This window comes from uncultured Sulfitobacter sp., assembly GCF_947500075.1.
Taxonomy (GTDB): domain Bacteria; phylum Pseudomonadota; class Alphaproteobacteria; order Rhodobacterales; family Rhodobacteraceae; genus Sulfitobacter.
Genome location: NZ_CANMQS010000002.1, coordinates 901,075 through 922,940, shown reverse-complemented (window position 1 = coordinate 922,940; position 21,866 = coordinate 901,075). Strand labels below are relative to the sequence as shown.

17 protein-coding genes and 1 tRNA gene are annotated in these 21,866 nt (G+C 61.0%); 6 read left to right on the top strand and 12 right to left on the bottom strand.

The genetic code is table 11. The annotated features are described in order from the left end of the window. Nucleotides 1–18 precede the first annotated feature (18 nt). The 4 genes from Q1A91_RS09490 to Q1A91_RS09475 form a co-directional block, all read right to left on the bottom strand. A complete protein-coding gene (locus tag Q1A91_RS09490) occupies nucleotides 19–1,206 on the bottom strand; it encodes a VWA domain-containing protein (protein ID WP_299876041.1) in 1,188 nt (395 codons plus the stop codon). 10 nt (nucleotides 1,207–1,216) lie between these two features. Further along, nucleotides 1,217–1,390 carry an apolipoprotein acyltransferase gene (locus Q1A91_RS09485; protein WP_299876039.1) on the bottom strand — a complete coding sequence of 58 codons (174 nt, stop codon included), beginning with the start codon at nucleotides 1,388–1,390 and terminating at the stop codon, nucleotides 1,217–1,219. Between the two features lie 15 nt (nucleotides 1,391–1,405). After that, nucleotides 1,406–2,764, bottom strand: coding sequence for a DUF2927 domain-containing protein (locus Q1A91_RS09480; protein WP_299876037.1), 1,359 nt, complete (start codon nucleotides 2,762–2,764; stop codon nucleotides 1,406–1,408). A gap of 273 nt (nucleotides 2,765–3,037) precedes the next feature. Next, nucleotides 3,038–3,877, bottom strand: a complete 840-nt coding sequence (locus Q1A91_RS09475) for a MoxR family ATPase (RefSeq protein ID WP_299876035.1) — start codon at nucleotides 3,875–3,877, stop codon at nucleotides 3,038–3,040. Between the two features lie 133 nt (nucleotides 3,878–4,010). On the opposite strand from Q1A91_RS09475, the gene dksA reads away from it, so the two are divergent. After that, nucleotides 4,011–4,466, top strand: coding sequence for an RNA polymerase-binding protein DksA (gene dksA / locus Q1A91_RS09470; protein WP_299876033.1), 456 nt, complete (start codon nucleotides 4,011–4,013; stop codon nucleotides 4,464–4,466). A gap of 82 nt (nucleotides 4,467–4,548) precedes the next feature. Continuing rightward, nucleotides 4,549–5,715, top strand: coding sequence for an FAD-dependent monooxygenase (locus Q1A91_RS09465; protein WP_299876031.1), 1,167 nt, complete (start codon nucleotides 4,549–4,551; stop codon nucleotides 5,713–5,715). Between the two features lie 213 nt (nucleotides 5,716–5,928). Here Q1A91_RS09465 and Q1A91_RS09460 read toward each other — a convergent pair whose 3' ends face one another. Then, complete coding sequence (locus tag Q1A91_RS09460; protein ID WP_299876029.1) at nucleotides 5,929–6,978, bottom strand: ornithine cyclodeaminase; 1,050 nt, start codon at nucleotides 6,976–6,978, stop codon at nucleotides 5,929–5,931. Between the two features lie 12 nt (nucleotides 6,979–6,990). Next, complete coding sequence (gene rocF, locus Q1A91_RS09455) at nucleotides 6,991–7,911, bottom strand: arginase (RefSeq protein WP_299876185.1); 921 nt, start codon at nucleotides 7,909–7,911, stop codon at nucleotides 6,991–6,993. Between the two features lie 106 nt (nucleotides 7,912–8,017). On the opposite strand from rocF, the gene Q1A91_RS09450 reads away from it, so the two are divergent. Beyond that, entirely contained in the window at nucleotides 8,018–8,443 is a 426-nt protein-coding gene (locus Q1A91_RS09450) for an Lrp/AsnC family transcriptional regulator (protein WP_299876027.1), read from the top strand. On the opposite strand, the gene Q1A91_RS09445 is transcribed toward Q1A91_RS09450, so the two are convergent. Further along, the gene (locus Q1A91_RS09445) at nucleotides 8,440–8,907 is read right to left on the bottom strand and encodes a disulfide bond formation protein B (protein ID WP_299876025.1); all 468 of its coding nucleotides are present in this window, start codon (nucleotides 8,905–8,907) and stop codon (nucleotides 8,440–8,442) included. The two genes, Q1A91_RS09450 and Q1A91_RS09445, sit on opposite strands and share 4 nt — an antisense overlap. Next, nucleotides 8,904–9,482 carry a VTT domain-containing protein gene (locus tag Q1A91_RS09440; RefSeq protein ID WP_299876023.1) on the bottom strand — a complete coding sequence of 193 codons (579 nt, stop codon included), beginning with the start codon at nucleotides 9,480–9,482 and terminating at the stop codon, nucleotides 8,904–8,906. Before Q1A91_RS09440 ends, Q1A91_RS09445 begins: the two co-directional genes overlap by 4 nt. Before the next feature lie 141 nt (nucleotides 9,483–9,623). Here Q1A91_RS09440 and Q1A91_RS09435 point away from each other — a divergent pair. Together Q1A91_RS09435 and Q1A91_RS09430 are read left to right on the top strand one after the other, a co-directional pair. Beyond that, nucleotides 9,624–9,707: transfer RNA gene (locus Q1A91_RS09435), tRNA-Leu, on the top strand. Nucleotides 9,708–10,564: 857 nt separating this feature from the next. Further along, complete coding sequence (locus Q1A91_RS09430) at nucleotides 10,565–13,819, top strand: tandem-95 repeat protein (RefSeq protein ID WP_299876021.1); 3,255 nt, start codon at nucleotides 10,565–10,567, stop codon at nucleotides 13,817–13,819. Nucleotides 13,820–14,098: 279 nt separating this feature from the next. On the opposite strand, the gene Q1A91_RS09425 is transcribed toward Q1A91_RS09430, so the two are convergent. The 3 genes from Q1A91_RS09425 to Q1A91_RS09415 form a co-directional block, all read right to left on the bottom strand. Further along, nucleotides 14,099–14,698: a nucleotidyltransferase family protein gene (locus tag Q1A91_RS09425; protein WP_299876019.1), complete on the bottom strand. Its 600-nt coding sequence runs from the start codon at nucleotides 14,696–14,698 to the stop codon at nucleotides 14,099–14,101. Between the two features lie 28 nt (nucleotides 14,699–14,726). Beyond that, nucleotides 14,727–17,144: an FAD-dependent oxidoreductase gene (locus tag Q1A91_RS09420; RefSeq protein WP_299876017.1), complete on the bottom strand. Its 2,418-nt coding sequence runs from the start codon at nucleotides 17,142–17,144 to the stop codon at nucleotides 14,727–14,729. Nucleotides 17,145–17,261: 117 nt separating this feature from the next. Then, nucleotides 17,262–17,669 carry a universal stress protein gene (locus tag Q1A91_RS09415; protein WP_299876015.1) on the bottom strand — a complete coding sequence of 136 codons (408 nt, stop codon included), beginning with the start codon at nucleotides 17,667–17,669 and terminating at the stop codon, nucleotides 17,262–17,264. A 191-nt stretch (nucleotides 17,670–17,860) separates the two neighbouring features. Between Q1A91_RS09415 and Q1A91_RS09410 the strand changes: the two genes are divergently transcribed. Next, entirely contained in the window at nucleotides 17,861–20,284 is a 2,424-nt protein-coding gene (locus Q1A91_RS09410) for an FAD-dependent oxidoreductase (RefSeq protein ID WP_299876013.1), read from the top strand. A gap of 439 nt (nucleotides 20,285–20,723) precedes the next feature. Here Q1A91_RS09410 and Q1A91_RS09405 read toward each other — a convergent pair whose 3' ends face one another. After that, nucleotides 20,724–21,797: a Hint domain-containing protein gene (locus tag Q1A91_RS09405; RefSeq protein WP_299876011.1), complete on the bottom strand. Its 1,074-nt coding sequence runs from the start codon at nucleotides 21,795–21,797 to the stop codon at nucleotides 20,724–20,726. Nucleotides 21,798–21,866: the final 69 nt, after the last annotated feature.

Sequence of the window (21,866 nt, the reverse complement as noted above, 5' to 3'; positions counted from 1 at the left end):
GCAGCCTACGCGGGATGGTTAGCGCGTCAATTCCTTAATGCCGCGCGACAGGCCTTCGAGTGTCATGGGCACCATGGCGTCAGGGCCAAAGATCTCCTGAATCATGGTGATCGACTGGGTGTAGTTCCAGTATTTCTCCGGCACCGGATTGATCCAGAGGTTGGACTTCCACTGATCCCGCGCGCGTTGCAGCCAGACCGATCCGGCTTCCGCGTTCCAATGTTCATTCGCGCCACCGGGGTAGGCGATTTCATAGGGTGACATCGACGCGTCACCGACGAAAATACATTTATAATCAGGGCCATAGGTGCGCAGGATTTCATGCGTCGGCAATTGCGCGTCCCAGCGGCGGCGGTTGTCCTTCCACACACCTTCGTAAAGGCAGTTGTGGAAATAGAAATGCTCCATGTGCTTGAACTCCGCCGAGGCCGCGCTGAACAATTCCTCAACCACCTTCACATGCGGATCCATCGATCCGCCGATGTCGAGAAATAACAAGACCTTGACCGCATTGCGCCGCTCTGGCCGGGTTTTGACGTCCAGATAGCCGTGTTCCGCCGTGGCGCGGATCGTGCCGTTCAGATCCAGTTCATCATCCGCGCCGTCCCGCGCCCAGCGACGCAGGCGTTTGAGCGCCACTTTGATGTTGCGCGTGCCCAACTCCACCGTGTCATCGAGGTTCTTGAACTCTCGCTTGTCCCAGACCTTGACCGCGCGCTGGTGGCGGCTTTCCTTCTGGCCCACGCGCACGCCTTCGGGGTTGTAGCCATAGGCCCCGAAAGGAGAGGTGCCCGCGGTGCCCATCCACTTGTTGCCCCCCTGATGGCGGCCCTTCTGTTCTTCCAGACGTTTCTTCAGCGTTTCCATGAGCTTGTCGAAGCCACCTAATGCTTCGATCTCGGCTTTTTCTTCCTCTGAGAGGTGCTTCTCGGCCATCTTCTCCAGCCACTCACGGGGGATGTCGACGGCTTCCATCACCTGATCAAAGCTGATTTTTTCCAAACCCTTGAAGGCGGCCGCGAAGGCCTGATCAAATTTGTCGATGTTGCGTTCGTCTTTCACCATCGAAACGCGGGCGAGATAATAAAACGCCTCCACGTCATAGGTTGCCAATCCCGCGGACATGCCATCGAGAAACGCAAGAAACTCCCGCATGGAGACGGGAACCTTGTGGCGGCGCAATTGATCGAAAAAGGGCAGGAACATAGGCGCAATCCTATCCGGCGAGGAACAGGCGGTCCACCAGCACCGTGATGATCAGACCTGCCAACATGAAGGCAATGCCGTAACCTGCTGCATATTGGGCAATATCCTTGCGATTTCCCTGCCGTTTACGCGCGGTCTGCCCGCCAATGACGGCCCCGATGAGGCCCATAATAATCACGATCATTCGGTCGGTCCCGCTCTATCCGTTGCGCGGGCTGAGGGCTGCAATTTCACGCAGCTTGGCCCGCACTGCCCAGTCTGGCCCGAAGCCGTATCGCGCCCAGCCGATGCTGTCCAGCCTGACGCGGCGCGCCTCTTCGACGCGGCCTTCAAGGGCGAAGGCTTCGGATCGGATCAGCAGCAGCGTGGCGAGCAGGGCCGCGTTTTCCGCCTGCTCTGCGGTTTTGAGGTGACTTTTGGTCAGGCGCAGGGCTTCGGCGCCATCACCACGGGAGACGGCGTAGGCGGCCATTTGGGTGGCCGTATAGGCACGGTGCAACGCGGTGCCGGGGTTTGCATTGTAATAGCGGTTGGCCCGGTCGTAGTGGTCCTGCGCGGCGGTCGGGTCCTTGATCTGCAACACCCGGCCCATGGTGTAATGGGCAAAGCCGCGCCGATGATCGCGCCAGCCTGCGCGGGTGGCGATGCGCAGCCCGTCCTGAGCTGCCTTATAGCGTTCGCTGTAGCTCGTTGCCCGACCCAATGCGGTTTCAATTGCCGTGCTCCAGCTGCGCGGCGTGGCCGTCGTGCCGCGCTGTGGCCGGCCTTCGCCTGCGGGGTTTAACCGGGCGAGGATGCCGGGCAGGGCGGCGGCGGTCTGTGCCTCTGTCATGCCGGAGCGCAGGGCCGGGTCGTAATAGATCCGCAGGATCAGCATGTCGAAACCGGTCAGGACCGTATGAACATTGTCGTCATTGAACACTGAATCCGGCAGGCGGTAGAGGTCATTGAGCGGGCCAATGGCTTGGGCAAGCTCTTCGTGGAGGCAATCGCGGACTTCTTGCGGGCTGGCGTCATAGGGCAGGAAGATCGCCAGTTGGCTGCGGTCTTGCAGGCGGGTCCAGTCGGTTTTCGCTTGCCGCCGGGCGATGCGGTACTCATTCAGTGAACTGACATTGGGGGCCACAAAACACGCGGCCTGCGGGAGCATCTTCTGGATGTCCCGGCGGCTGACGGCTTCGATGGTGATATGGGCTTTGCCCTGACGGGTGCGGCGAATGTCGATGCCTGCCTCGCGGCGCAGGCGCGCGGTCAGGCTGGCGAGGTCGGAGGCCAGCGTGGCAGGCGGTTTGCCGGTCACGGCCACATTGATCGGCCCGTCAAAACGTGTGAGCACGGGCAGCTTGCGCCCGCTCTCCATCCGGAAAGAAAGCTCCAGAAAGTCGCGGGCCAGGTCCGCATTGGCGCGCACGGGGGCCGTGGTCGGGGTGGCCGCAAAGCGCTTCATCGGCGGCAGCGTGGTGTCGGCGATGCGGGCGCGGGTGGCGACATCGGGAGCGCTGGCGGGCACACAAGCGCCCAGCATCATCACAGCCGTGAGGGCAAGTGCTGCTTTCATGCGGACACCGCCCGCGTGTCGTCAGCCCCGAAAGCATTGATACCATGTGATTTTACGCGCAATTCGGGCGCGGTTGTCGATGTGTTCTGCACTGCCTCAAAGCCCTTTGATGAGCGTTTGTCGCGGGTTGGCCCGCTGATGGAAGCAGTAAACGCCAATTGTCTGGCGAGGGACAGACAGCCCCGTCAGCCGCAGGCGAACCGCGGCCTATTGGTCACAGATTGGGGGTGGCCCAGAGCGGCAAGTCTTCCCGTTTCACCAAATGGTCGCAGGTTAACGCTGACCCCGCGCCATGAAGGCGAGCCGTTCGAACAGATGCACATCCTGTTCGTTCTTCAACAGCGCCCCATGCAGTTTGGGCAAGGCAGAGGTGCCGTCCTTCTTCAGATCCGCGGCATCCATGTCTTCGGCCAGCAGCAGCTTCAGCCAATCGAGCACTTCGGAGGTGGAGGGTTTTTTCTTCAGCCCCTGTTGCTCACGGATTTCGTAGAATTGTGTGAGCGCTGTGGTCAACAGGGCTTCCTTGATGCCGGGGTGGTGGACCTCGACGATCTTCTTCAGCGTGTCCATCTCGGGAAAGCGAATGTAGTGGAAGAAACAGCGGCGCAGGAAGGCGTCGGGCAGTTCCTTTTCGTTGTTGGAGGTGATGATGACGATGGGGCGCTGGCGTGCCTTGATCGTCTCGCCGGTCTCGTAGACGAAGAATTCCATCTTATCGAGTTCCTGCAACAGGTCGTTTGGGAATTCGATGTCGGCCTTGTCGATTTCATCAATCAGCAGGACGACCTTCGCGTCCGCTTCAAACGCCTGCCAGAGCTTGCCCTTGCGGATGTAGTTGGCAACATCGTGGACACGTTCTTCACCCAATTGGCTGTCGCGCAGGCGGCTGACGGCGTCATATTCATAAAGACCCTGTTGCGCCCGCGTGGTGGATTTGATGTTCCACTCGATCATCTTGAGGCCCAAAGCAGAGGAGACCTGGCGCGCCAGTTCAGTCTTGCCGGTGCCGGGTTCCCCTTTAACGAGTAGGGGCCGCTCCAGCGTGACGGCGGCATTGACCGCGATGGTCAGATCATCTGTTGCGACGTAATCTGCGGTGCCCTGAAATTTCATGTGCTTTCAATCCTCTGTCCTGCGCGGCGTTCTCAGGGGCTTTAACCAAAAATCAAAGGGATTGTGTAGTGACAAAAGGATGACGCTAGGGTAGAGCAGCCGCAATGAACGATCTCGGGGAGTGAGGTCTGCTATGACAGAGCTGAAGACTGTTGAGGGACAAGACATGAAGCAAGAAGTATTCTTGCCGGACGATTATTCGCCGGCCGAAGATGAACCGTTTATGAACGACATGCAGCTTGCGTATTTTCGCCGCAAACTGCTGAACTGGAAAGCAGAGCTGCTGGCAGGCAGCCGCGACACCATCGAAACCTTGCAGGACGGCACCCGGAATATTCCGGATGTGAACGACCGCGCCTCGGAAGAAACAGACCGGGCGCTTGAGTTGCGCACGCGGGATCGCGCGCGCAAGCTGGTGGGCAAGATTGACGCTGCCATCCGCCGGATTGACGAGGGGGAGTTTGGTTATTGTTCGGTCACGGGCGATCCGATTTCGCTGAAGCGTCTGGACGCACGGCCAATTGCCACCATGAGCCTTGAGGCACAGGAAAAGCATGAGCGCCGCGAAAAGGTTCACCGCGACGACTGATGTGGTCTGACATGTAATACGGCTTGACGCCGGGGTTCGGGAATGTGTCCGGGCTCCGGCGTTTTTCTTGGGGGGACAGGTTTTGGTTTCAAATGCGATTGTGATCGGCGGCGGCATTGGCGGGCTGGCTGTAGCTGCGGCTTTGGGACAGCGCGGCGTGGCGGTAACGCTGCTGGAGCAGGCCCCGGCGATTGCCGAAGTGGGCGCGGGGTTGCAGGTCAGCCCGAACGGGCTGGCCGTGTTGCGCGCCCTGGGGGTGGAGAGCGCGTTGGTGAGCCGTGGCGCGGTGCGCGGGCAGGCCGTGGTGTTGCGCAACGGGGGGGACGGGGCGCAAGTGGCACGGCTGGATCTGGCGCGGCTGCGCAAGGATCAGCCCTATTACTTCATGCACCGGGCCGATCTGGTGGATGTGCTGGCAGGGGCGGCCAAACGCGCCAATGTGAGTTTTGAAACGAGCGCACAGGTGGCCAGCATCAGGCCTGGACCGCTGCCGCAGGTTCAGATGAGCGATGGCGGCACCCGGCGGGCGGAACTGGTAGTGGCCGCTGACGGCATCCATTCCGTGGCGCGCCCGGTGTTGAACGGGGCGGACAAAGCCGTGTTCTCAGGTCAGGTGGCATGGCGCGCGGTGGTGCCCAACAGCTTTGGGCATCCTGATGAGGCGCATGTCCACATGGGGCCGGGCTGTCATCTGGTCAGCTATCCGATGCGGGCTGGGCGGGTCGTGAATGTGGTGGCCGTTGAAGAGCGCGAGGACTGGGCCGCAGAAGGCTGGAACCATCCGGGCGATCCCCTGGAGATGAAGCGGGCGTTTGCCTGTCTGGGCGGCATGGCGGCAGAAATGGTGTCGGCGGTGGCGGATGTGACGGTCTGGGGGCTGCATCTGCATCCGGTCGCGGAAGTCTGGGAACGCGAGGGCGTGGCGCTTTTGGGCGATGCGGCCCATCCGACGCTGCCGTTTCTGGCGCAGGGGGCGAATATGGCGCTAGAGGATGCCTGGGTGCTGGCGAAGACTTTGGCGGGAGGTGGCGATCTGGCGGCGTATCAGCAGGCCCGGCGCAAGCGGGTCGTGCGCGTGATCAAGGCGGCGGAGAAGAACGCATGGCGGTATCATTTGCGGCCGGGCGTGATGCGGTCGGTGTCGCATCTGGGGCTGAAAGTGATGAGCCGTGTTGCACCGGGGCGGATGATCGGGGCATTTGATTGGCTCTATGGGGTGGATGTGACCAAGGGGGCTCATCGGCGCTGAAGCGCTTCTTCGCTTTTTATCAGGGGGCTCTGGCTCACCATCCCAGAGGGGCTGGAGACACCATCACTCGATCCCTGCCATGACAGAAGTCGATCTGCTTCCCAAGAAGAATAGCCGTCTCCCGCAAGCGGGGCCCTCGGCGATTCTTCTTGGCAATCAGCTCGCCTTCCGTCCTGTCTGTGCTCAAGCGACGGTGGCTCCAGCCCAGAGGGATTACGGTTTGGCGCGCGCGAGCATGCCGTAGAGGTCGCGCGGGTCGTCGGGGTCGGCGAGCAGGTCGAGGGGGTGGTAGAAGGGGGTGCCTTCGATGTGGGTGCGGACGTAGCGCAGGGCGGAGAAATCCTCGATCGCGAAGCCGACACTGTCGAAGAGGGTGATTTGCGCAGGATCGATGCGGCCGGTGGCAGCGCCGGTAAGGACTTCCCAGAATTCGGTGACCGGGTGGTCATCGTCCAACTGCTGGATCTCACCTTCGATGCGGGTTTGTTCGGGGAATTCGACGAAGATGTCCGCGCGGTGGAGGATCGCAGGGGCCAGTTCGGTCTTGCCGGGGCAATCGCCGCCGATGGCGTTGATGTGCACGCCGGCACCGATCATGTTGTCGGTGAGGATCGTGGCGTATTGTTTGTCCGCGGTGCAGGTGGTGATGATCTGCGCGCTGAGGATGGCCTCTTCGGCGGTTGTGCATTCCACCACACGCAGGCCGGTGCCTTTGAGATTGGCCGCGCATTTGGTGGTGGCGGCAGGGTCGATGTCATAAAGACGGACTTCCTCGATCCCCGCGATGGCCTGCATGGCGAGGGATTGAAATTCCGATTGTGCGCCACTGCCGATCATCGCCATGACCTTGCTGTTTTTCGGCGCGAGGACACGGGCGGCCAGCGCGGAAGTGGCAGCGGTGCGCAGGGCGGTGAGCAGGGTCATTTCAGTGAGCAAGACAGGATAGCCGGTCGCAACGTCTGCCAGCAGGCCGAAGGCGGTCACGGTTTGCAGCCCGTCGCGGGTGTTGGAGGGGTGACCGTTCACGTATTTGAAGCCGTAGACGTCGCCATCCGAGGTCGGCATGAGTTCGATCACGCCTTGCTCGGAATGGCTCGCCACACGCGGGGTCTTGTCAAAGAGCGGCCAGCGGCGGAAGTCTTCTTCGATGTTGTCGGCGATGCCGCGCAGCATGTCCGCAAGGCCGATGTGGTGCACCAGTTGCATCATGTGATCCACGGAGACGAAGGGGACGAGGGCTTTTTCAGAAGGGGTCAAAGGCATGGCGATGTCCAATCAGTAGGCGCGGGTGGGGCGGTCGAAGACGCGGCGGCCAAGGGCGGAGGCGACAAGGTCGACCATCAGCGTCGCGGTGCGGCCGCGTTCGTCGAGGAAGGGGTTGAGTTCGACAAGGTCGAGGGATGTCATCAGCCCGCTGTCGTGGAGCATTTCCATGACCAGGTGCGCTTCGCGCGTGGTTGCACCGCCTGGGACGGTGGTGCCGACGGCGGGGGCAATGGCAGGGTCGAGGAAATCCACGTCGAGGGAGACGTGGAGGAGGGCGTTGGCCGCCGCCGCGCGCGCAAGGAAAGCGGCAAGGGGGGTGGCGATGCCGCCTTCGTCAATCTGGCGCATGTCGATGGTTTCCACGGCGGTGTTTTCCAAAGCGGCACGTTCGGCTGCATCAACGGACCGCAGGCCGAGCATCATGATCTGGTCATGTGGAAGGGGTGCGGGCAAGGCCGGAAAGCCGTCGAACCCATCGCGTCCTGTGAGATAGCCCAAAGGCGTGCCGTGCAGGTTGCCGCTGTCGGTGCTGTCAGGCGTGTGAAAGTCGCTGTGGGCGTCAAGCCAGAGGACGAAGAGCGGGCGGTTCTGGCGCGCGGCGTGGCGCATCGCGCCCAGCACCGTACCTGCGGCGAGGGCATGATCGCCGCCCATGAAGATGGGCAGGGTGTCTGGCATGGCTGCCTCGGACGCATCGGCAAGGGCGGTGGTCCAGGCGATGCACTCTTCAAGGTCCACCAGCTTGGGATGCGGGCGCGGGGTGAAGGGGCCAGGCGTGACGTTGCCGTGGTCGGTGACCTGGTGGCCGAGGGATGAGAGCGCATCCGAAAGCCCTGCGGTGCGGAAGGCGTCGGGGCCCATCAGGCAGCCACGGCGGCGTTTGCCGCAATCCATAGGCGCGCCGATCAGTTGGATGTTCTGGGAGGTAATGGCGGTGTCCTTTTGCGTTTGGGCAGAGATAGCGGGTGCAAATGGTCATCGACAAGCGATCAGATTGCACATATTGGGTGCTGATTGAACAAATTGGAATGTTGGTATGGACGATACGGACGAACGGCTGATCGCGGCGCTGAAGCATGATGCCCGTATGGCGCTGTCGGATCTGGCGGCCCGGTTGAACCTGTCGCGGGCGACGGTGCGCAACCGGATGGCCAAATTGCAGCAGTCGGGGGAGATTGTGGGGTTCTCCGTGGTGACACGGGCGGATGTGCAGGCTGATCCGGTGCGGGGCCTGATGATGATCGGCATCGAAGGGCGCGGGGCGGAGCGGATTATCCGGCAGCTGGGTCAGATGGCGGAAGTGCGGGCGGTGCATTCCACCAACGGGCGCTGGGATGTGATTGCGGAGATTGGCGCGCGGACCCTGGCGGATTTCGATGCGGTGCTGTTTCGGATCCGGCGGCTGGACGGGGTCGCGCAGAGTGAGACCAACCTGCTGCTCAGCACACGGAAGGCAGTCTAGGTGCGCGCGCGGGCAGCAGCGATCCAGAGGGCGGCGAGGGCGAAGGAGATCGCCGCGTTCCAGCCAGCCATCGACAGACCCAGCATCGACCAGACGACTTCGTCGCACATGACCATGGCGACTGGGCCTTCGGTGGACAACAGGTCTCCGCCCGTCATGCCGCCCATGTCCAGACCGCCGCCGGAGCAGGAGGAGGGGCCGGGCCAGAACCGCCATTCGACACCAGCGTGGTAGACGCCGATGGCGCCGGTGGTGGCCGCCGCAAGCGCGCCGAGCCAAGCGAGAGAGGCTTGGCGCAGGGCAAGGGCCGCGACACCGATGATCACAGCCGCCGCGTGGGGCCAGCGTTGCCACAGGCACATCTTGCAGGGCAGCAGCCCGCCGATGTGTTGGAAGCCGAATGCGCCCAGCAACAGGGCGGCAGAGCCAAGGGTGGCAAGCAGGATGAGGGTACGTTGGGTCATAGGACTTTTACCGCTGCGAAGCCTGCGATCAGCAGAACAATGAAGAGAGTGAACATCAGGCCCAGACGCTTTTCGATGAAATCGCGGATGGGTTCGCCGAATTTCCACAACAGGCCCGCGACAAGGAAGAACCGCAATCCGCGCGCGAGGATGGAGGTGGTGATAAACACGCCCATCGGCATGCCGGTCCAGCCGGACATGATGGTAATGACCTTGTAGGGGAACGGCGTGACCCCAGCGGTCAGCACCGCCCAGAAGCCCAGGTCGTTGAAGCGGGTGGCAAACTCCGCCATCGCATCTCCTTTGCCAAGTGCGGCAAGGATGGGTTGACCGAGCGCTTCATAGGCGAAGGCGCCGATGGCGTAGCCCAGCAAGCCGCCCAGCACCGAAGAGACCAGCGCGACGCCCGCGATCAGGAACGCGCGGTTTGGGCGCGCAATGATCATCGGGATCATGATGATGTCCGGCGGGATCGGGAAAAACGAGCTCTCCACAAAGGCGACAACCGCCAGCGCCCAGAGGGCGCGCGGGTGTTCGGCCAAACTCAGCGTCCAGTCATAGAGGCGTTTGATCATGGCGGGCGGGTCCTATTCGGGTCGGCGCAGGGACACCACGCAGCGGCAGTGGGGTCAAGAGCGGATAGCGCCGCCGTGTCAAATTGCTCTTGTGAGGCTTCGCCTGTCACGTTAAACCGCCCGGACAATCCATGTGGTTGTGCCCAAGTGGCGGAATGGTAGACGCAGGGGATTCAAAATCCCCCGCCGCGAGGCGTGCCGGTTCGAGTCCGGCCTTGGGTACCACAGGATCCGGCGGCATCTCTCGCCTGATCCGGGATCGCGGCGTATGAGCGCCCGGCGTTGCCGCAAATTTTCATTTGATTCGACGAGAATGTGGCGGCGTGTTCACGCTGATTTGCATCAGTTTGCCTGATTTTCCGTCATTGGTGCGCATTTGCGAACAAGTTCGCGGCAACTATGGCAAGAAGATGCCGCACAATTGGGCAGGATTTGGGCGCTCCGACTGTTTCCCAGCATTGGACAATCTGTGGATGTGTCGCGTCACCGGTTTCTTCCCCATTTCTGTTAACATCTTATAAACCAGCCTAAAGAAGGTGTTTGCGTCCTTTCCCCACGGAAACAATCAGAGCGGAATGCGCGCATCGGGCCGCGCGTTGCACGCAATGGTGGTGTGCCTGATCAGGGCATAATGACAAGTTTCCGACATTTTTCCCTTTGTTTGAGAGGTCCTGCTGGGTATTCATAGCCTTGCCCAACTGGGGGGCATTGAAAGTAGGTCATGGGGGCGACCGCATTTTTTGCGCATCGGATGATGCGGGAGACATGTGTGCGCCGTAGTGTTTACGACCGTATTCATGGGAACCGAAGGGGACTTCGGTGTCTGCTGCCCGTTGTTGGGGCCACTCCCGTCTGACTTGCGTTCAAAGTGCGTGTCGCTCTGGCCTGTTGCCAATGCGTCCAAGGGATAACGAGTTTGATCGGAGTGATGAGATGAAGAACGCGACCTGCATACAGACGATGGCATATTGTGTCCGTCCGCTGTCGGGTTCGGTCATCGCATCGGTCGATGTACATATTGCACCACTGTCAAAGCCGGCTGTGCCGCGCACCGCGTGCAGCCAGCTTTAGGAGTATTTTCCATGATCAGAACACTTGATTTCAACGCATTTGCCGCAGGCACTGTTGTCGACACCGAATACGCAGACGAAGGCGTGACCATCTCTGCCATTGGTGGCTCTGGTCAGGCGATGATCTTTGACAGCGCCAACCCAACGGGGGGTGATGACGATCTGGCATCCGACACACTAGGTGGCCTGCTGATCATTTCCGAGGATGGCGACAGCAGCGATCCGGATGACTACTATTGTGGTGGGACAATCGCCTTTGATTTTGACGGTCCTGTGACCATCAAGGCACTGACCTTCAAGGATATTGAAGAGACATCCGGCGACGGCACCTACGTGCGGTTCCTGGACGACGAGGGCAATGTCATTGACGAGCAGTTCATTGATCCCACAGGTGACAATGGCGAACGCACGGTGCAGTTCGACGTGCCCGGTGCAAGCCGGTTCGAGGTGGTCCTTGCCGGTTCCGGTGCGATTGATAATCTGGTGTTTGACGATACCGCAGCACCTGTTGCAAACGACGACACGGCTGAGACGGATGAAGACACAGAGGTTCTGATCCCTGTTCTGGACAATGACACCGACCCAAACGGTGACCCGCTGACGGTGACCGAAGCAACAAGCCCCGACGGCACGGTTGAGATCACGCCGGACGGTCTGGTCTTTACACCTGCGGAAAACTTCAACGGCGACACCACAATCACCTATACCATCGACGATGGGGATGGCGGCACAGATACGGCTGTGGTCAATGTGGTCGTGAACCCGATCAACGACGCGCCTGTGGCGGTCGATGATGCGGATGAAACAGACGAAGACACCGCCATCACCGTGAACCTGCTGGCCAATGATTCTGACGTGGACGGCGATCCGCTCAGCGTTGTGTCCGCGAGCGTTCCGGCCGAGCAGGGCAGCCTTGTCGACAACGGCGACGGCACCGTGACCTTTACGCCGGCGGCGGATTTCACCGGTGAAGCGACGATCTCCTATACGATTTCCGATCCCGAGGGCCTGGAAGACAGCGCCGTCCACACTGTGACTGTGGCACCTGTCGCTGACGCGCCAAACGCCGAAGACGACACCGCGGAGACGGAAGAAGACACGCCCGTCACCATCGATGTTCTGGCCAATGACAGCGATCCCGATGGCGACCCGCTGACCATCACGGAGGCGACAAGCCCCGATGGCACCGTGGAAATCACGCCTGAAGGTCTGGTGTTCACGCCAGCCGAGAACTTCAACGGGCCGACCACGATCTCCTACACCGTCACCGACCCTGACGGGAACGAAGACACGGCAGTCGTTGATGTGACCGTTACACCTGTAAACGACGCCCCTGATGCGGTCGATGATGCAGATGAAACGCCTTCGGCGACACCTGTCACGGTTGATCTGCTGGCCAATGACACAGATGTGGATGGCGACGATCTGAGCGTTGTGGAAGCCACGGTTCCTGCCGATCAGGGCACGCTGGTCGACAATGGCGACGGCACGGTGACCTTCTCTCCTGCGGCCGGGTTCGTGGGCACGGCGACCATCGCCTACACCATCACCGACGAAGAAGGTCTGACCGACAGTGCGGTACACACCGTTGAGGTCGCAGCGCCTGTTCGGGACGGTTTTGTCGATGGCGGCGATGAGGGTGATCTGATTGATGAGGATTACCTCGGCGATCCCGATGGCGATCTGATCGACGCAGATGACGCGATCCTGCCCGGTACCGAAGGGGACGATGACTTTGTCCGCGCCGGTGGCGGTGACGACACCGTGGAAGCGGGTCAGGGCAATGACACGGTTGAAGGTGGAGAGGGTGACGACATCATCAACACCGGCAACGGGTCGCTGGCGCCTGATCTGGGCTATCCCGACGCGGATACCGATGATCTGGGTTTTGACCCCGATGTTGATCCTGAAAACGACCGCGATTCAGTAGATGGCGGCGCGGGCAATGACACCATCTCCACCGGTGACGACCGCGATACCATCGATGGTGGCACCGGCGCGGACGTGATCGACGGCGGCATTGATGATGACCTCATCGACGCAGGCGAAGATGACGACCGTGTTGTGGGTGGCGAAGGCAACGACAGCATTCTGGGCGGTCTGGGTGATGATACGCTCTATGGCGGCAACGACCCCGATCTGGGCCTTGATGTGCTGGACATTCCAGACGTGCCAACGGCGACCAACCCGTTCTCTCCTGACCGCAACCCTGACAATGGTCAGGACACCATTGACGGTGGCGAAGGCGACGATGTGATCTTTGGCGCGGACGACGATGACGTCCTGCTGGGCGGCGCGGGGAACGACACCATCGACGGCCAGGTGGACGACGATGACATCGACGGCGGCACCGGAGACGATGTGTTGCTGGGCGGTCAGGGCGACGACACCATCGCAGGTGGCGACGGCAACGACGACATCCAGGGCGGTGAAGGCGATGACGTTCTGTCCGGTGGTGCTGGCGAAGATGTCTTCTCTGACGTGAACGCCGGCGACGTGGTCGATGGTGGTGACGGTCCGGTAGACAACGACACGCTGGATCTGCGTGGCTCTGCCCCTGAAGGCGGCTCACTGGCGGTGACCTATACCTCCGCCGATCTTGAAGACGGTATCGTCAATTATTTTGACGAAGACGGCAACGATGCCGGGTCTCTGGTCTTTGAAGAGATCGAGAACGTCATCCCCTGTTTCACCCCCGGCACGCGGATCGCGACGCCAAAGGGTGAAGTCCGGGTGGAAGACCTGAAAGTCGGCGACCGGGTGATCACCCGCGACAACGGCATGCAGGAAATCCGCTGGGTGGGTGCACGCGACATGTCCGGCGCTGAGCTGGAAATGGCGGCACACCTCAAGCCTGTGCTGATCCGTCAGGGCGCGCTTGGCAACGACCTGCCCGAGCGGGACATGATGGTCTCCCCCAACCACCGGGTGCTGATTGCCAACGACAAGACAGCGCTGTTCTTTGAAGAACGTGAAGTGCTGGTCGCGGCAAAGCATCTGACCCACATGGAGGGTGTGGACGTGGTGGATGTGTCCCACACCACCTACATCCATATCCTGTTCGACCACCATGAGGTGATCCTGTCAGACGGCACCTGGACCGAAAGCTTCCAGCCGGGCGATATGTCTCTGGCCGGGATCGGTGCGGAACAGCGTGATGAAATTCTGGAGCTCTTCCCTGAGCTTGCCACGAAACAGGGCATCGACGGTTACACGTCGGCCCGCCGGTCTCTCAAGAAGCATGAAGCGAAACTTCTCACGAAGTAAGCGCTACATGTGACCCTTGAGGCGCGCGTTCGGGGGAACGCGCGCAGCAATATGCAGCTGTTGCTCTGTCTTTGAGATAGCGGCAGACCGGGAAACGAGGTGGGAAACTGCCTCGTTTCCTTGGTTTGTCTGGGGGCTGCTATTCTCGAAACGTCTGTCTTCCAAATGGTCTAAAAAACCCCACCGGAGGTCTGAAATCTCTTTTGGTGCTCCAAAAGAGATTTTAACGCTCCGCGGGGGTTTTTGAGAGCCATTTGGAAGGGGCGGCGGGCGTTTGTGTCAGCGGCGGGCGGCGCGCCATGCGGCCCAGGCTTCGGGGGTGTCCAGATCCGTGAGGGCGCGGGTGCCGGGGAGGGGGATGAGGGCTGTCCGCGCGGTTTTGATCAGGTCTTTTGCGCCTTGATCGCCGGTGAGCGTGGCGAGGGCGGCGAAATGGCTTTGATCGAAGACGATGGGGTGGCCGGGTTTGCCTGCCTCCGTCGCACCGCGCCAGATGGTGTGGGTTTTGTCCTGCGATGCCTGTGCAACGGTGATCAGATCCTCGGTGGTGAGGTCGGGCAGATCGGCGAGGCAGATCATGGCTTTGGTTGTGCCCGGCGGCAGGGCTTTGATGCAGGTGCGGATGCTTTCGCCCATGCCTTCGGCGGCATCGGGGACGGGCAGACAGAGAATTTCGAGATCTTTCAGGGTGGTGTAACGGGGATGCGGCGGGGACGGCAGGGCTGCGATAATGGTGCCGCTTGTGGCGGCGCGCAGCATCTCGGCCAGGCGGCGGAGGAGGGGCTGGCCGTCAATCTCCTCCATCAGTTTGTCGGTGCCGCGCATGCGGGCGGAGGATCCGGCAGCAAGCAGGATGATGGGAAGATCAGGGTGGCTCATTTGTGCAGTCTAGGCGGTGGGTGGGGGATTATCCACGCGTGACGTTGCCTTCGGGATCAAAGAGCGTTGTGGTGATCAGTGTGGCGGGGCGCATGTGGCCGAGGATTTCAATCTCGACCTGCAGACCTTCGGCCGCAAGTTCGCGGGGGACGAAGCCCAGAGCGATGGATTTACCCGCGTGGTGGGAGTAGCCGCCGGAGGTACAGAAGCCGACAACTGCGCCGTCGCGCCAGATGGGTTCGTAGCCGTGCACATCGGCGTCGTCTGTGGCGACTTCGAACGCAACGAGGGTGCGGTCTGGCGGGGTGGTGCGATCCGTTTCTGCGGCGGCGCGGCCGATGAAATCGGTGTTTTTCTTGAAGCTGATGAAACGGTCAAGGCCGGTTTCGGCGGCGGTGTAATCGGGAGAGAATTCGGCCATCCAGGAGCCGAAGAACCGATCCAGCCGCAGGGACATCATGGCGCGCATGCCGAAGGGGGTGATGTTGTGTTCTTGACCTGCGGACCAGAGCGTGTGCCAGAGGTGGCGTTGATCCATGGGGTCGCAGTAGATCTCGAACCCGAGGTCTCCGGTATAGCTGACGCGTTGCACGGTGCAGGCGACCTGGCCGATGGTCATTTGAGCCACGTCAAGGAAGCGCATGGTGGTGACATCCGTGCGTGTGCAGGCGGCAAGGACGTCGCGGGCGCGGGGGCCTGCGATTTGGAAGCCGGTGCGTTTATCGGATATGTTTGAAAGGGTTACGCTGTCTTCTTGATGTTGTTGGAGCCAGCGGAAGTGATAGGCTTGGCTGCCGTAACTGGCGGTGAGTTGGAAAGTGTCCTCGGCCAGGCAAGAGACGGTGAAATCGCCGATGAGTTTGCCTTTGGGCGAGAGCATGGGGGTGAGGGAGAGGCGTCCGGGTTGGGGAATGCGACCGGCCATGATCCGGTCGAGCCACGCGCGGGCGCGCGGACCGGTGACGCGGTACTTGCCGAAGTTTTGCAATTCGTTGATGCCAACGCCGCTGCGCACGGCTTGCACTTCCCGCGCGGTGGCGGCGAAAGCGTCGGAGCGGCGGAAGGACGGGGTTTCATAGGTCGGCTCATCGCCGTGCGCGAAGTAGTTTGGCACCTCAAGCCCGTATTGCTGGCCCCAGACGGCGCCCATATCGCTGAAGATGTCGTACATCGGCGTGGTGCGGTGGGGTCGCGCGGCGGGGAGTTCTTCGTTCGGGTAGGCGACGGAGAAGCGTTTTTGGTAGTTCTCGATGACTTTGGGCAGGGTGTAGCCGGGTGTGATCCAGTCCCCGAAGCGGGCCACATCCATCGCCATCACGTCGCGTTCCGGCTCACCTTCGATCATCCATTGCGCCAGCGTGAGGCCCACGCCACCGCCCTGGGAGAAGCCGGCCATTACACCGCAGGCGGACCAGTAGTTGCGCATGCCCGGAACGGGGCCGACGAGGGGATTGCCGTCGGGGGCGAAGGTGAAGGGGCCGTGGATGACATTCTTGACGCCTGCGCGTTCCAGATCGGGGAAGCGTTTGTAGGCGAAGTTGATGCTATCTTCGATTTTGTCGAAGTCGTCTTGCAGCAGGTCCTGTCCAAAGCTCCATGGGGTGCCATCAACCGCCCAGGGGCGACAGGTTTGTTCGTAAAAACCGATACATAGGCCTTTGCCCTCCTGACGGAGGTAGCTTTCGCCGGCGGGGTCCATGACATGGGGGTGCTCGCGGCCCTCGGCCATCATCTCTTCGATCAGGGGCACGTTTTCGGTGACGAGGTACTGGTGCTCCATCGGGTGCAGGGGAAAGTAGACGCCCGCCATCGCGCCCACTTCACGCGCCCAGAGGCCGCCGGTGTTGACGACATGTTCGGCGTGCACGGTGCCTTTGTCGGTGACCACGTCCCATGTGCCGTCGGGGCGCTGGTTGGTTTCGGTCACCATGCAATGGGTTTCGATCGTGGCACCGCCCATGCGCGCGGCGCGGGCGTAGGCGTGGGTGGTGCCAGAGGGGTCGAGGTGACCGTCAAGCGGGTCATAGAGCGCGCCGATCACGCCGTCGAGGTTGGTAACCGGGGCAATTTTGGCAATCTCTTCGGGGCCGACGATTTCGGTGTCCAGCCCCATGAAGCGGTGTTTGGCGCGTTCGGCCAGCAGCATGTCGAAGCGGTCCTGATTGTCCGCCAGCGTCACGCCGCCCACGTGGTGGAGGCCGCAGGACATGCCGGTGATTTCCTCCAACTCCTTGTAAAGACGAATGGTATAGCCCTGAAGGGCGGCCATGTTCGTATCGCCGTTGAGGGTGTGAAATCCCCCTGCGGCATGCCATGTGGAACCGGAGGTGAGTTCCGAGCGCTCCAGCAGCAGGACGTCGGACCAGCCCAGCTTTGTCAGGTGATAGAGCACAGATGCGCCGACAACGCCGCCGCCAATGATTGCGACACGGGTGGTGGTTTGCATGGGCTGTGCTCCTGTAACGCTTACAGCGCTACAGTTGCGATTTGGCAAATGCGCCGCTGGCCCAAAAACGACAGGATGTGACGTTTTGCGCGGGCGGCGCGGATGCGTAAGTCGGCGTTACCGCAGCACGTGGACCGCGCATTGCGCATGGCGCACCACGCGGGCGGCGGTGGAGCCGAGGAGGTAGTCTTGCAAACCCGGCCGGTGGGAGGCAATGACGATGCAGTCGCTGTTGTTGGCCTTGGCGAACTCCAGAATACTGCGTCCCGAGTGCCCCATGATCAACGCAGCCTTGGCGCCGGGGATGTCCGCAACCTCGGCCTTCAACGCCGCTTCGAAATCCGCATGCTGTTTCTCCCGCATGCCTTTCTCAAGCTGCTGGGTCACATAGGCTGGCAGCTCTTCCATCACATGCAGCGCCGTGATGGTGCCGCCGTCTTCGAGCAGCCGCTTGGCGATATCAAAGGACGGGCCGGTCGGATGTTCGTGATCCAAAGCGATGGGCACAAGAATATTGCTGTACATGTCTTTCCTCCATTTAGAGACACCGTAGCGCGTTGCGCGCCGGGTGTATTTGACCTGGATCAAGATGCCACAGCAGGGGGCCTGGCAACAGGCTTGTATCACTGCGACTGAAAATGTCGCCAATGGGTGATCTGATCGGTCACGCAAAGGTCAGTATGGGCGCCAGGCACATCTGAACAGGATCAATTATCATGCGTACCCATGCCCAGGCCGTTGTCATCGGAGGTGGCGTCATTGGCTGCTCGATCCTGTATCACTTGACCAAGCTGGGGTGGACGGATGTCTGCCTGCTGGAGCGGGATGAGTTGACCAGCGGGTCCACCTGGCACGCGGCGGCCAACATTCACGGGTTGCATGACAACAACAACATCACGCGCATTCAGAACTATACGATGGACCTGTACAACGCGTTGGAAGCGGAGACCGGGCAGTCCTGTGGCGTGTTCCAACCCGGATCGCTCTATCTGGCGCAGACAGAGGCGCGCGAGCATCAGCTGCGCCTTCAGGCAGCCAAGGCGCGGTACTACGACATGGCCTTCAGGGAAGTCAGCCGGGAGGAGGCGGAGGCGCTGCATCCGTTGGTGGATTACGATGGCATCCGCTGCATCATGTTTGAGGAAAACGGCGGGAATGTGGACCCCTCGGGCGTGACAAACGCCTATGCGGCGGGCGCGCGGCAGAACGGGGCGGAGATCATCCGGTTCTGTCCGGTCACCGGGACGGAGCAGCAGCCCGACGGTACGTGGATCGTGCGCACGACCAAGGGCGACATTGCCTGTGAGTGGGTGGTGAATGCCGCCGGGTTGTGGGGGCGCGAAGTGGCGGCGTTGGCAGGTGTTAAGTTGCCGCTGCAACCGACGGAGCACCAGTATTTCGTGACCGAAACCATTGCGGAGATTGACGGGCTGGACCGGCGCTTGCCTTCGGTGGCGGACCGGGACGGGGAGTATTATCTGCGTCAGGAAGGCAAGGGGCTGCTCGTGGGCGCCTATGAGAAGGACTTGCGCTTCTGGGCGGAAGACGGCACGCCGCAGGGGTTCGGGCATGAGCTTTTTGCCGATGATCTGGAGCGGATCGAGGACAATATGATGCGCGCGATTGAGCGGGTGCCTGCGGTAGGCACGGCCGGCATCAAGCGGGTGATCAACGGGCCGATGATCTGGTCGCCGGATTCGAATGTATTGTTTGGCCCGGTGCCGGAATTGCGGAACTACTTTTGCTGTAACGGGATCATTCCGGGGTTCTCGCAGTCGGGTGGCATGGGGTTGCTGGCCGCCGACTGGATCGTCAAAGGCGAGAGCCGCTATGACATGTTTGCCTGGGATGTGGCGCGGTTTGGCGATTGGGCCGATGCGGCCTTCACCAAGGCGCGGGTGGGGGATCAATATGCCAACCGGTTCAAGATCCACTTCCCCAATGAGGAGCGCGCCGCAGGACGGCCGATGCGGCAGCGGCCTGCGTATCAGGCGCAACGGGATTTAGGGGCGGTGTTTGGGTTGAACTATGGCTGGGAGCATCCGCTTTATTACGGCCAACCCGTGGGGTCGGAGGACGTCACTGAAGGGTTCACACGCCAGGGGTGGTGGGATCAAGTGGGCACCGAATGCCGGATGCTGCGCGGCCGGGCGGGGATCATTGATATCTCCAACTTCGCGAAGTATCGCGTGGCGGGGCCGGGGGCGGAGGATTGGTTGAACGGATTGTTTGCCAACCGGATGCCGAGCGATGTGGGCCGGTCCTGCCTGACGCCGCTGATTGGCGTGAACGGCGGGATTGCCGGGGATTTCACGGTGACCAAGCTGGACGAAGAGGAATTCTGGATCTTCGGGTCTGGCATGGCGGAGCGGTATCACCAGCGGTTCTTCCGTGCGCTGCCGTTGCCAGAAGGGACGACGTTTGAAAGCCAGACGGAGGCCATGTGTGGGTTCAATGTGGCGGGGCCGAAGTCGCGCGAGATGTTGCAGCGGCTGACCAATGCCTCGCTTGATGGCGCGGATTGGGGCTTCATGCGCTCTGCGTGGATTGAGCTTGCAGGTGTGCGCTGTCTGGCGCTGCGGGTGAGTTTCACGGGCGATCTGGGCTGGGAGCTGCATTGCGCTGAAGCCGATCAGGGTCGGCTCTTCGCGGCGCTTATCGCAGCGGGGGCGGAGGTGGGTGCAGGGCCTGTCGGGTCACGCGCGTTGATGTCACTGCGGATTGAAAAAGGGTATGGATCCTGGGGCCGTGAGTATTCGCCGGAGTATTGGCCTCAGGAAGTCGGGCTGGCGCGGCTGTGCAAGATGGACAAGGCGTTTTTGAACAAGGAAGCGGTTGCGGGGACATTGGCGCAGGACGCGCGGGAGACGCTGGTGGTGCTGGCGCTGGATGCCACGCAGACAGATGCCTCCAACGCGGATGCCAGCGGGGGCGAGCCGATCTTCAGGGACGGCAAAGGGATTGGCCGCGTGACCTCTGGGGCCTACGGGTATTCGGTGGGGCAATCGCTGGCGCTGGGGTTTGTCAGTGGGGTTGAGGCGGGGGAGACGGTGCAGGTGATGGTGCTGGGGCGGGCGCATGACGCGGTTGTGCTGGCCGAACCGCCATTTGACCCCAAGTGCGCGCGGTTACGGGGGTAGGGACGGCTGTCATTTGCCCACAGGGAATATTGGCGGGAATGTCGGGTTTGAGCCCTTCTGACCAAGTTTCTGCGGCGCGGTGAATGGCTGGACCTGACGATTCGACAAAAGGAATGCCACAAAAGGTAGAAACGTCTCCACGCGTTTGTGCGCCTCAATCTCTCATTCGTTTCCGCAGTCAGCCTGCTGCAACAAAGCGGCCAAGTGAGGCGGATTAAAGCATAATGCGAAATGCTTGAGACACCGCATATCACCTAACGCGTTGAAATCTTTGATTTCAGGCAGCGTTAGGTGATTCAGGTTTTGGGTTGGTTGCTCTCATACTGCTTTCGCGGGCCGAAAGCAGATGCTGTGAAAGACCGGGCGCGCACGGACCAATGAACAGTTGAACGTGGTGTACCACCGTAGGGTTCGAATGTGACTGCTGGCTTGCAGCCCCTCAACGCTGAGCCGAGCGTTCACGAGGCGCACCGCGCTGCACGATTTCGTGATGGTTTGAAGTGTGGCGGCGAACGAGATTGCTTATTTTGCTGCGGAATGCCTCGCCGGATTGGGCCGCTGGATGCAGCACCATTTGGTCTGCCAGGCCAGGATGACATTCTGCGATGTCTTCGTAGTCTTCGCGACCGAGCAAATTCAATGACTGTTCGCCCAGATACATGGTCTCTACGAAGGTGCCGTTCGCATTCACCAGCTCATGCGTCTCGCACAGGATATGCACGTAGGTCACGCCAGAGTCGGGCAGGTATTGCTCAACTCCAGCCACACCCAAGAGCTTCTTGGCTGGGATCATGATCTCCGCCTGTCCGGTCATACGCTCGATGATCGGCGAAGAGACGAGCACGCGGTGCTGAGGCGAAACGACCAGAGGGGTTGCCGGTATGCCGTGACCCAGAGCGCCCGCCGCAATCAAGATTGGGCGGGACCGTGGGTGCAAGACGAGAGACTGATAGTCCATTGCCCTTGACCCGCTCCACAGGATCTCTTTCAGACCGTTGTCTCGGGTATGAACTCTGTCGCCCGGCTTGATCGTCTCGACTGCAATGGGCCCCTTGCAGGTTTCGATCAGTGTTCCCGCTGCAAAGCACACGTAAAGATTGCTGTAGCTTGTCGCAGGAACGGAATCGATAGATGACAGGGTGTAGGTCTCACCCCCCTGAGGCTGAAAATCAAAGGTGAAGGCTTCGATGTCCGAAAGATTGGCAGTGTTCTTCGAAATGGCATACATATTGCCAACGGTTGTGCCGCTCGAATCCTTGATTTCATAAGCATACTCTGGGTTGACCAGGCTTTCGTTCACGCTGACACCGTCGATTGTTCCCGTGATCCGGTTGTCGACAAAACCATGGTCGCCGAATGAGCCGCTGAAGCTGTCGTTATCCTGGTAGTCGACCAGGTCCCCCCCGCCAGTGAAGGTGAAGGTCTCCCCGACGAGATCGTTTTCCGTGCCCGTTTGCGACAGGCTGGGGAAAATATCGTTCCATGAGAATACAAGTAGTGAATAGTTGGCCAATATAACCCCTCCAAAATGGACAATCGGAATTCATCCGATGAGAGGTTCGGCATAAATGCCAAAAATGAA

Coding starts and splice junctions, on each gene's coding strand:
- Q1A91_RS09430 (WP_299876021.1), top strand. CDS start 10,565: ATGATCAGAACACTTGATTTCAACGCATTTGCCGCAGGCACTGTTGTC.
- Q1A91_RS09475 (WP_299876035.1), bottom strand. CDS start 3,877: ATGAAATTTCAGGGCACCGCAGATTACGTCGCAACAGATGATCTGACC.
- Q1A91_RS09410 (WP_299876013.1), top strand. CDS start 17,861: ATGCGTACCCATGCCCAGGCCGTTGTCATCGGAGGTGGCGTCATTGGC.
- Q1A91_RS09460 (WP_299876029.1), bottom strand. CDS start 6,978: ATGCCTTTGACCCCTTCTGAAAAAGCCCTCGTCCCCTTCGTCTCCGTG.
- Q1A91_RS09450 (WP_299876027.1), top strand. CDS start 8,018: ATGGACGATACGGACGAACGGCTGATCGCGGCGCTGAAGCATGATGCC.
- Q1A91_RS09415 (WP_299876015.1), bottom strand. CDS start 17,669: ATGTACAGCAATATTCTTGTGCCCATCGCTTTGGATCACGAACATCCG.
- Q1A91_RS09490 (WP_299876041.1), bottom strand. CDS start 1,206: ATGTTCCTGCCCTTTTTCGATCAATTGCGCCGCCACAAGGTTCCCGTC.
- Q1A91_RS09445 (WP_299876025.1), bottom strand. CDS start 8,907: ATGACCCAACGTACCCTCATCCTGCTTGCCACCCTTGGCTCTGCCGCC.
- Q1A91_RS09485 (WP_299876039.1), bottom strand. CDS start 1,390: ATGATCGTGATTATTATGGGCCTCATCGGGGCCGTCATTGGCGGGCAG.
- Q1A91_RS09420 (WP_299876017.1), bottom strand. CDS start 17,144: ATGCAAACCACCACCCGTGTCGCAATCATTGGCGGCGGCGTTGTCGGC.
- Q1A91_RS09480 (WP_299876037.1), bottom strand. CDS start 2,764: ATGAAAGCAGCACTTGCCCTCACGGCTGTGATGATGCTGGGCGCTTGT.
- dksA (WP_299876033.1), top strand. CDS start 4,011: ATGACAGAGCTGAAGACTGTTGAGGGACAAGACATGAAGCAAGAAGTA.
- Q1A91_RS09425 (WP_299876019.1), bottom strand. CDS start 14,698: ATGAGCCACCCTGATCTTCCCATCATCCTGCTTGCTGCCGGATCCTCC.
- Q1A91_RS09440 (WP_299876023.1), bottom strand. CDS start 9,482: ATGATCAAACGCCTCTATGACTGGACGCTGAGTTTGGCCGAACACCCG.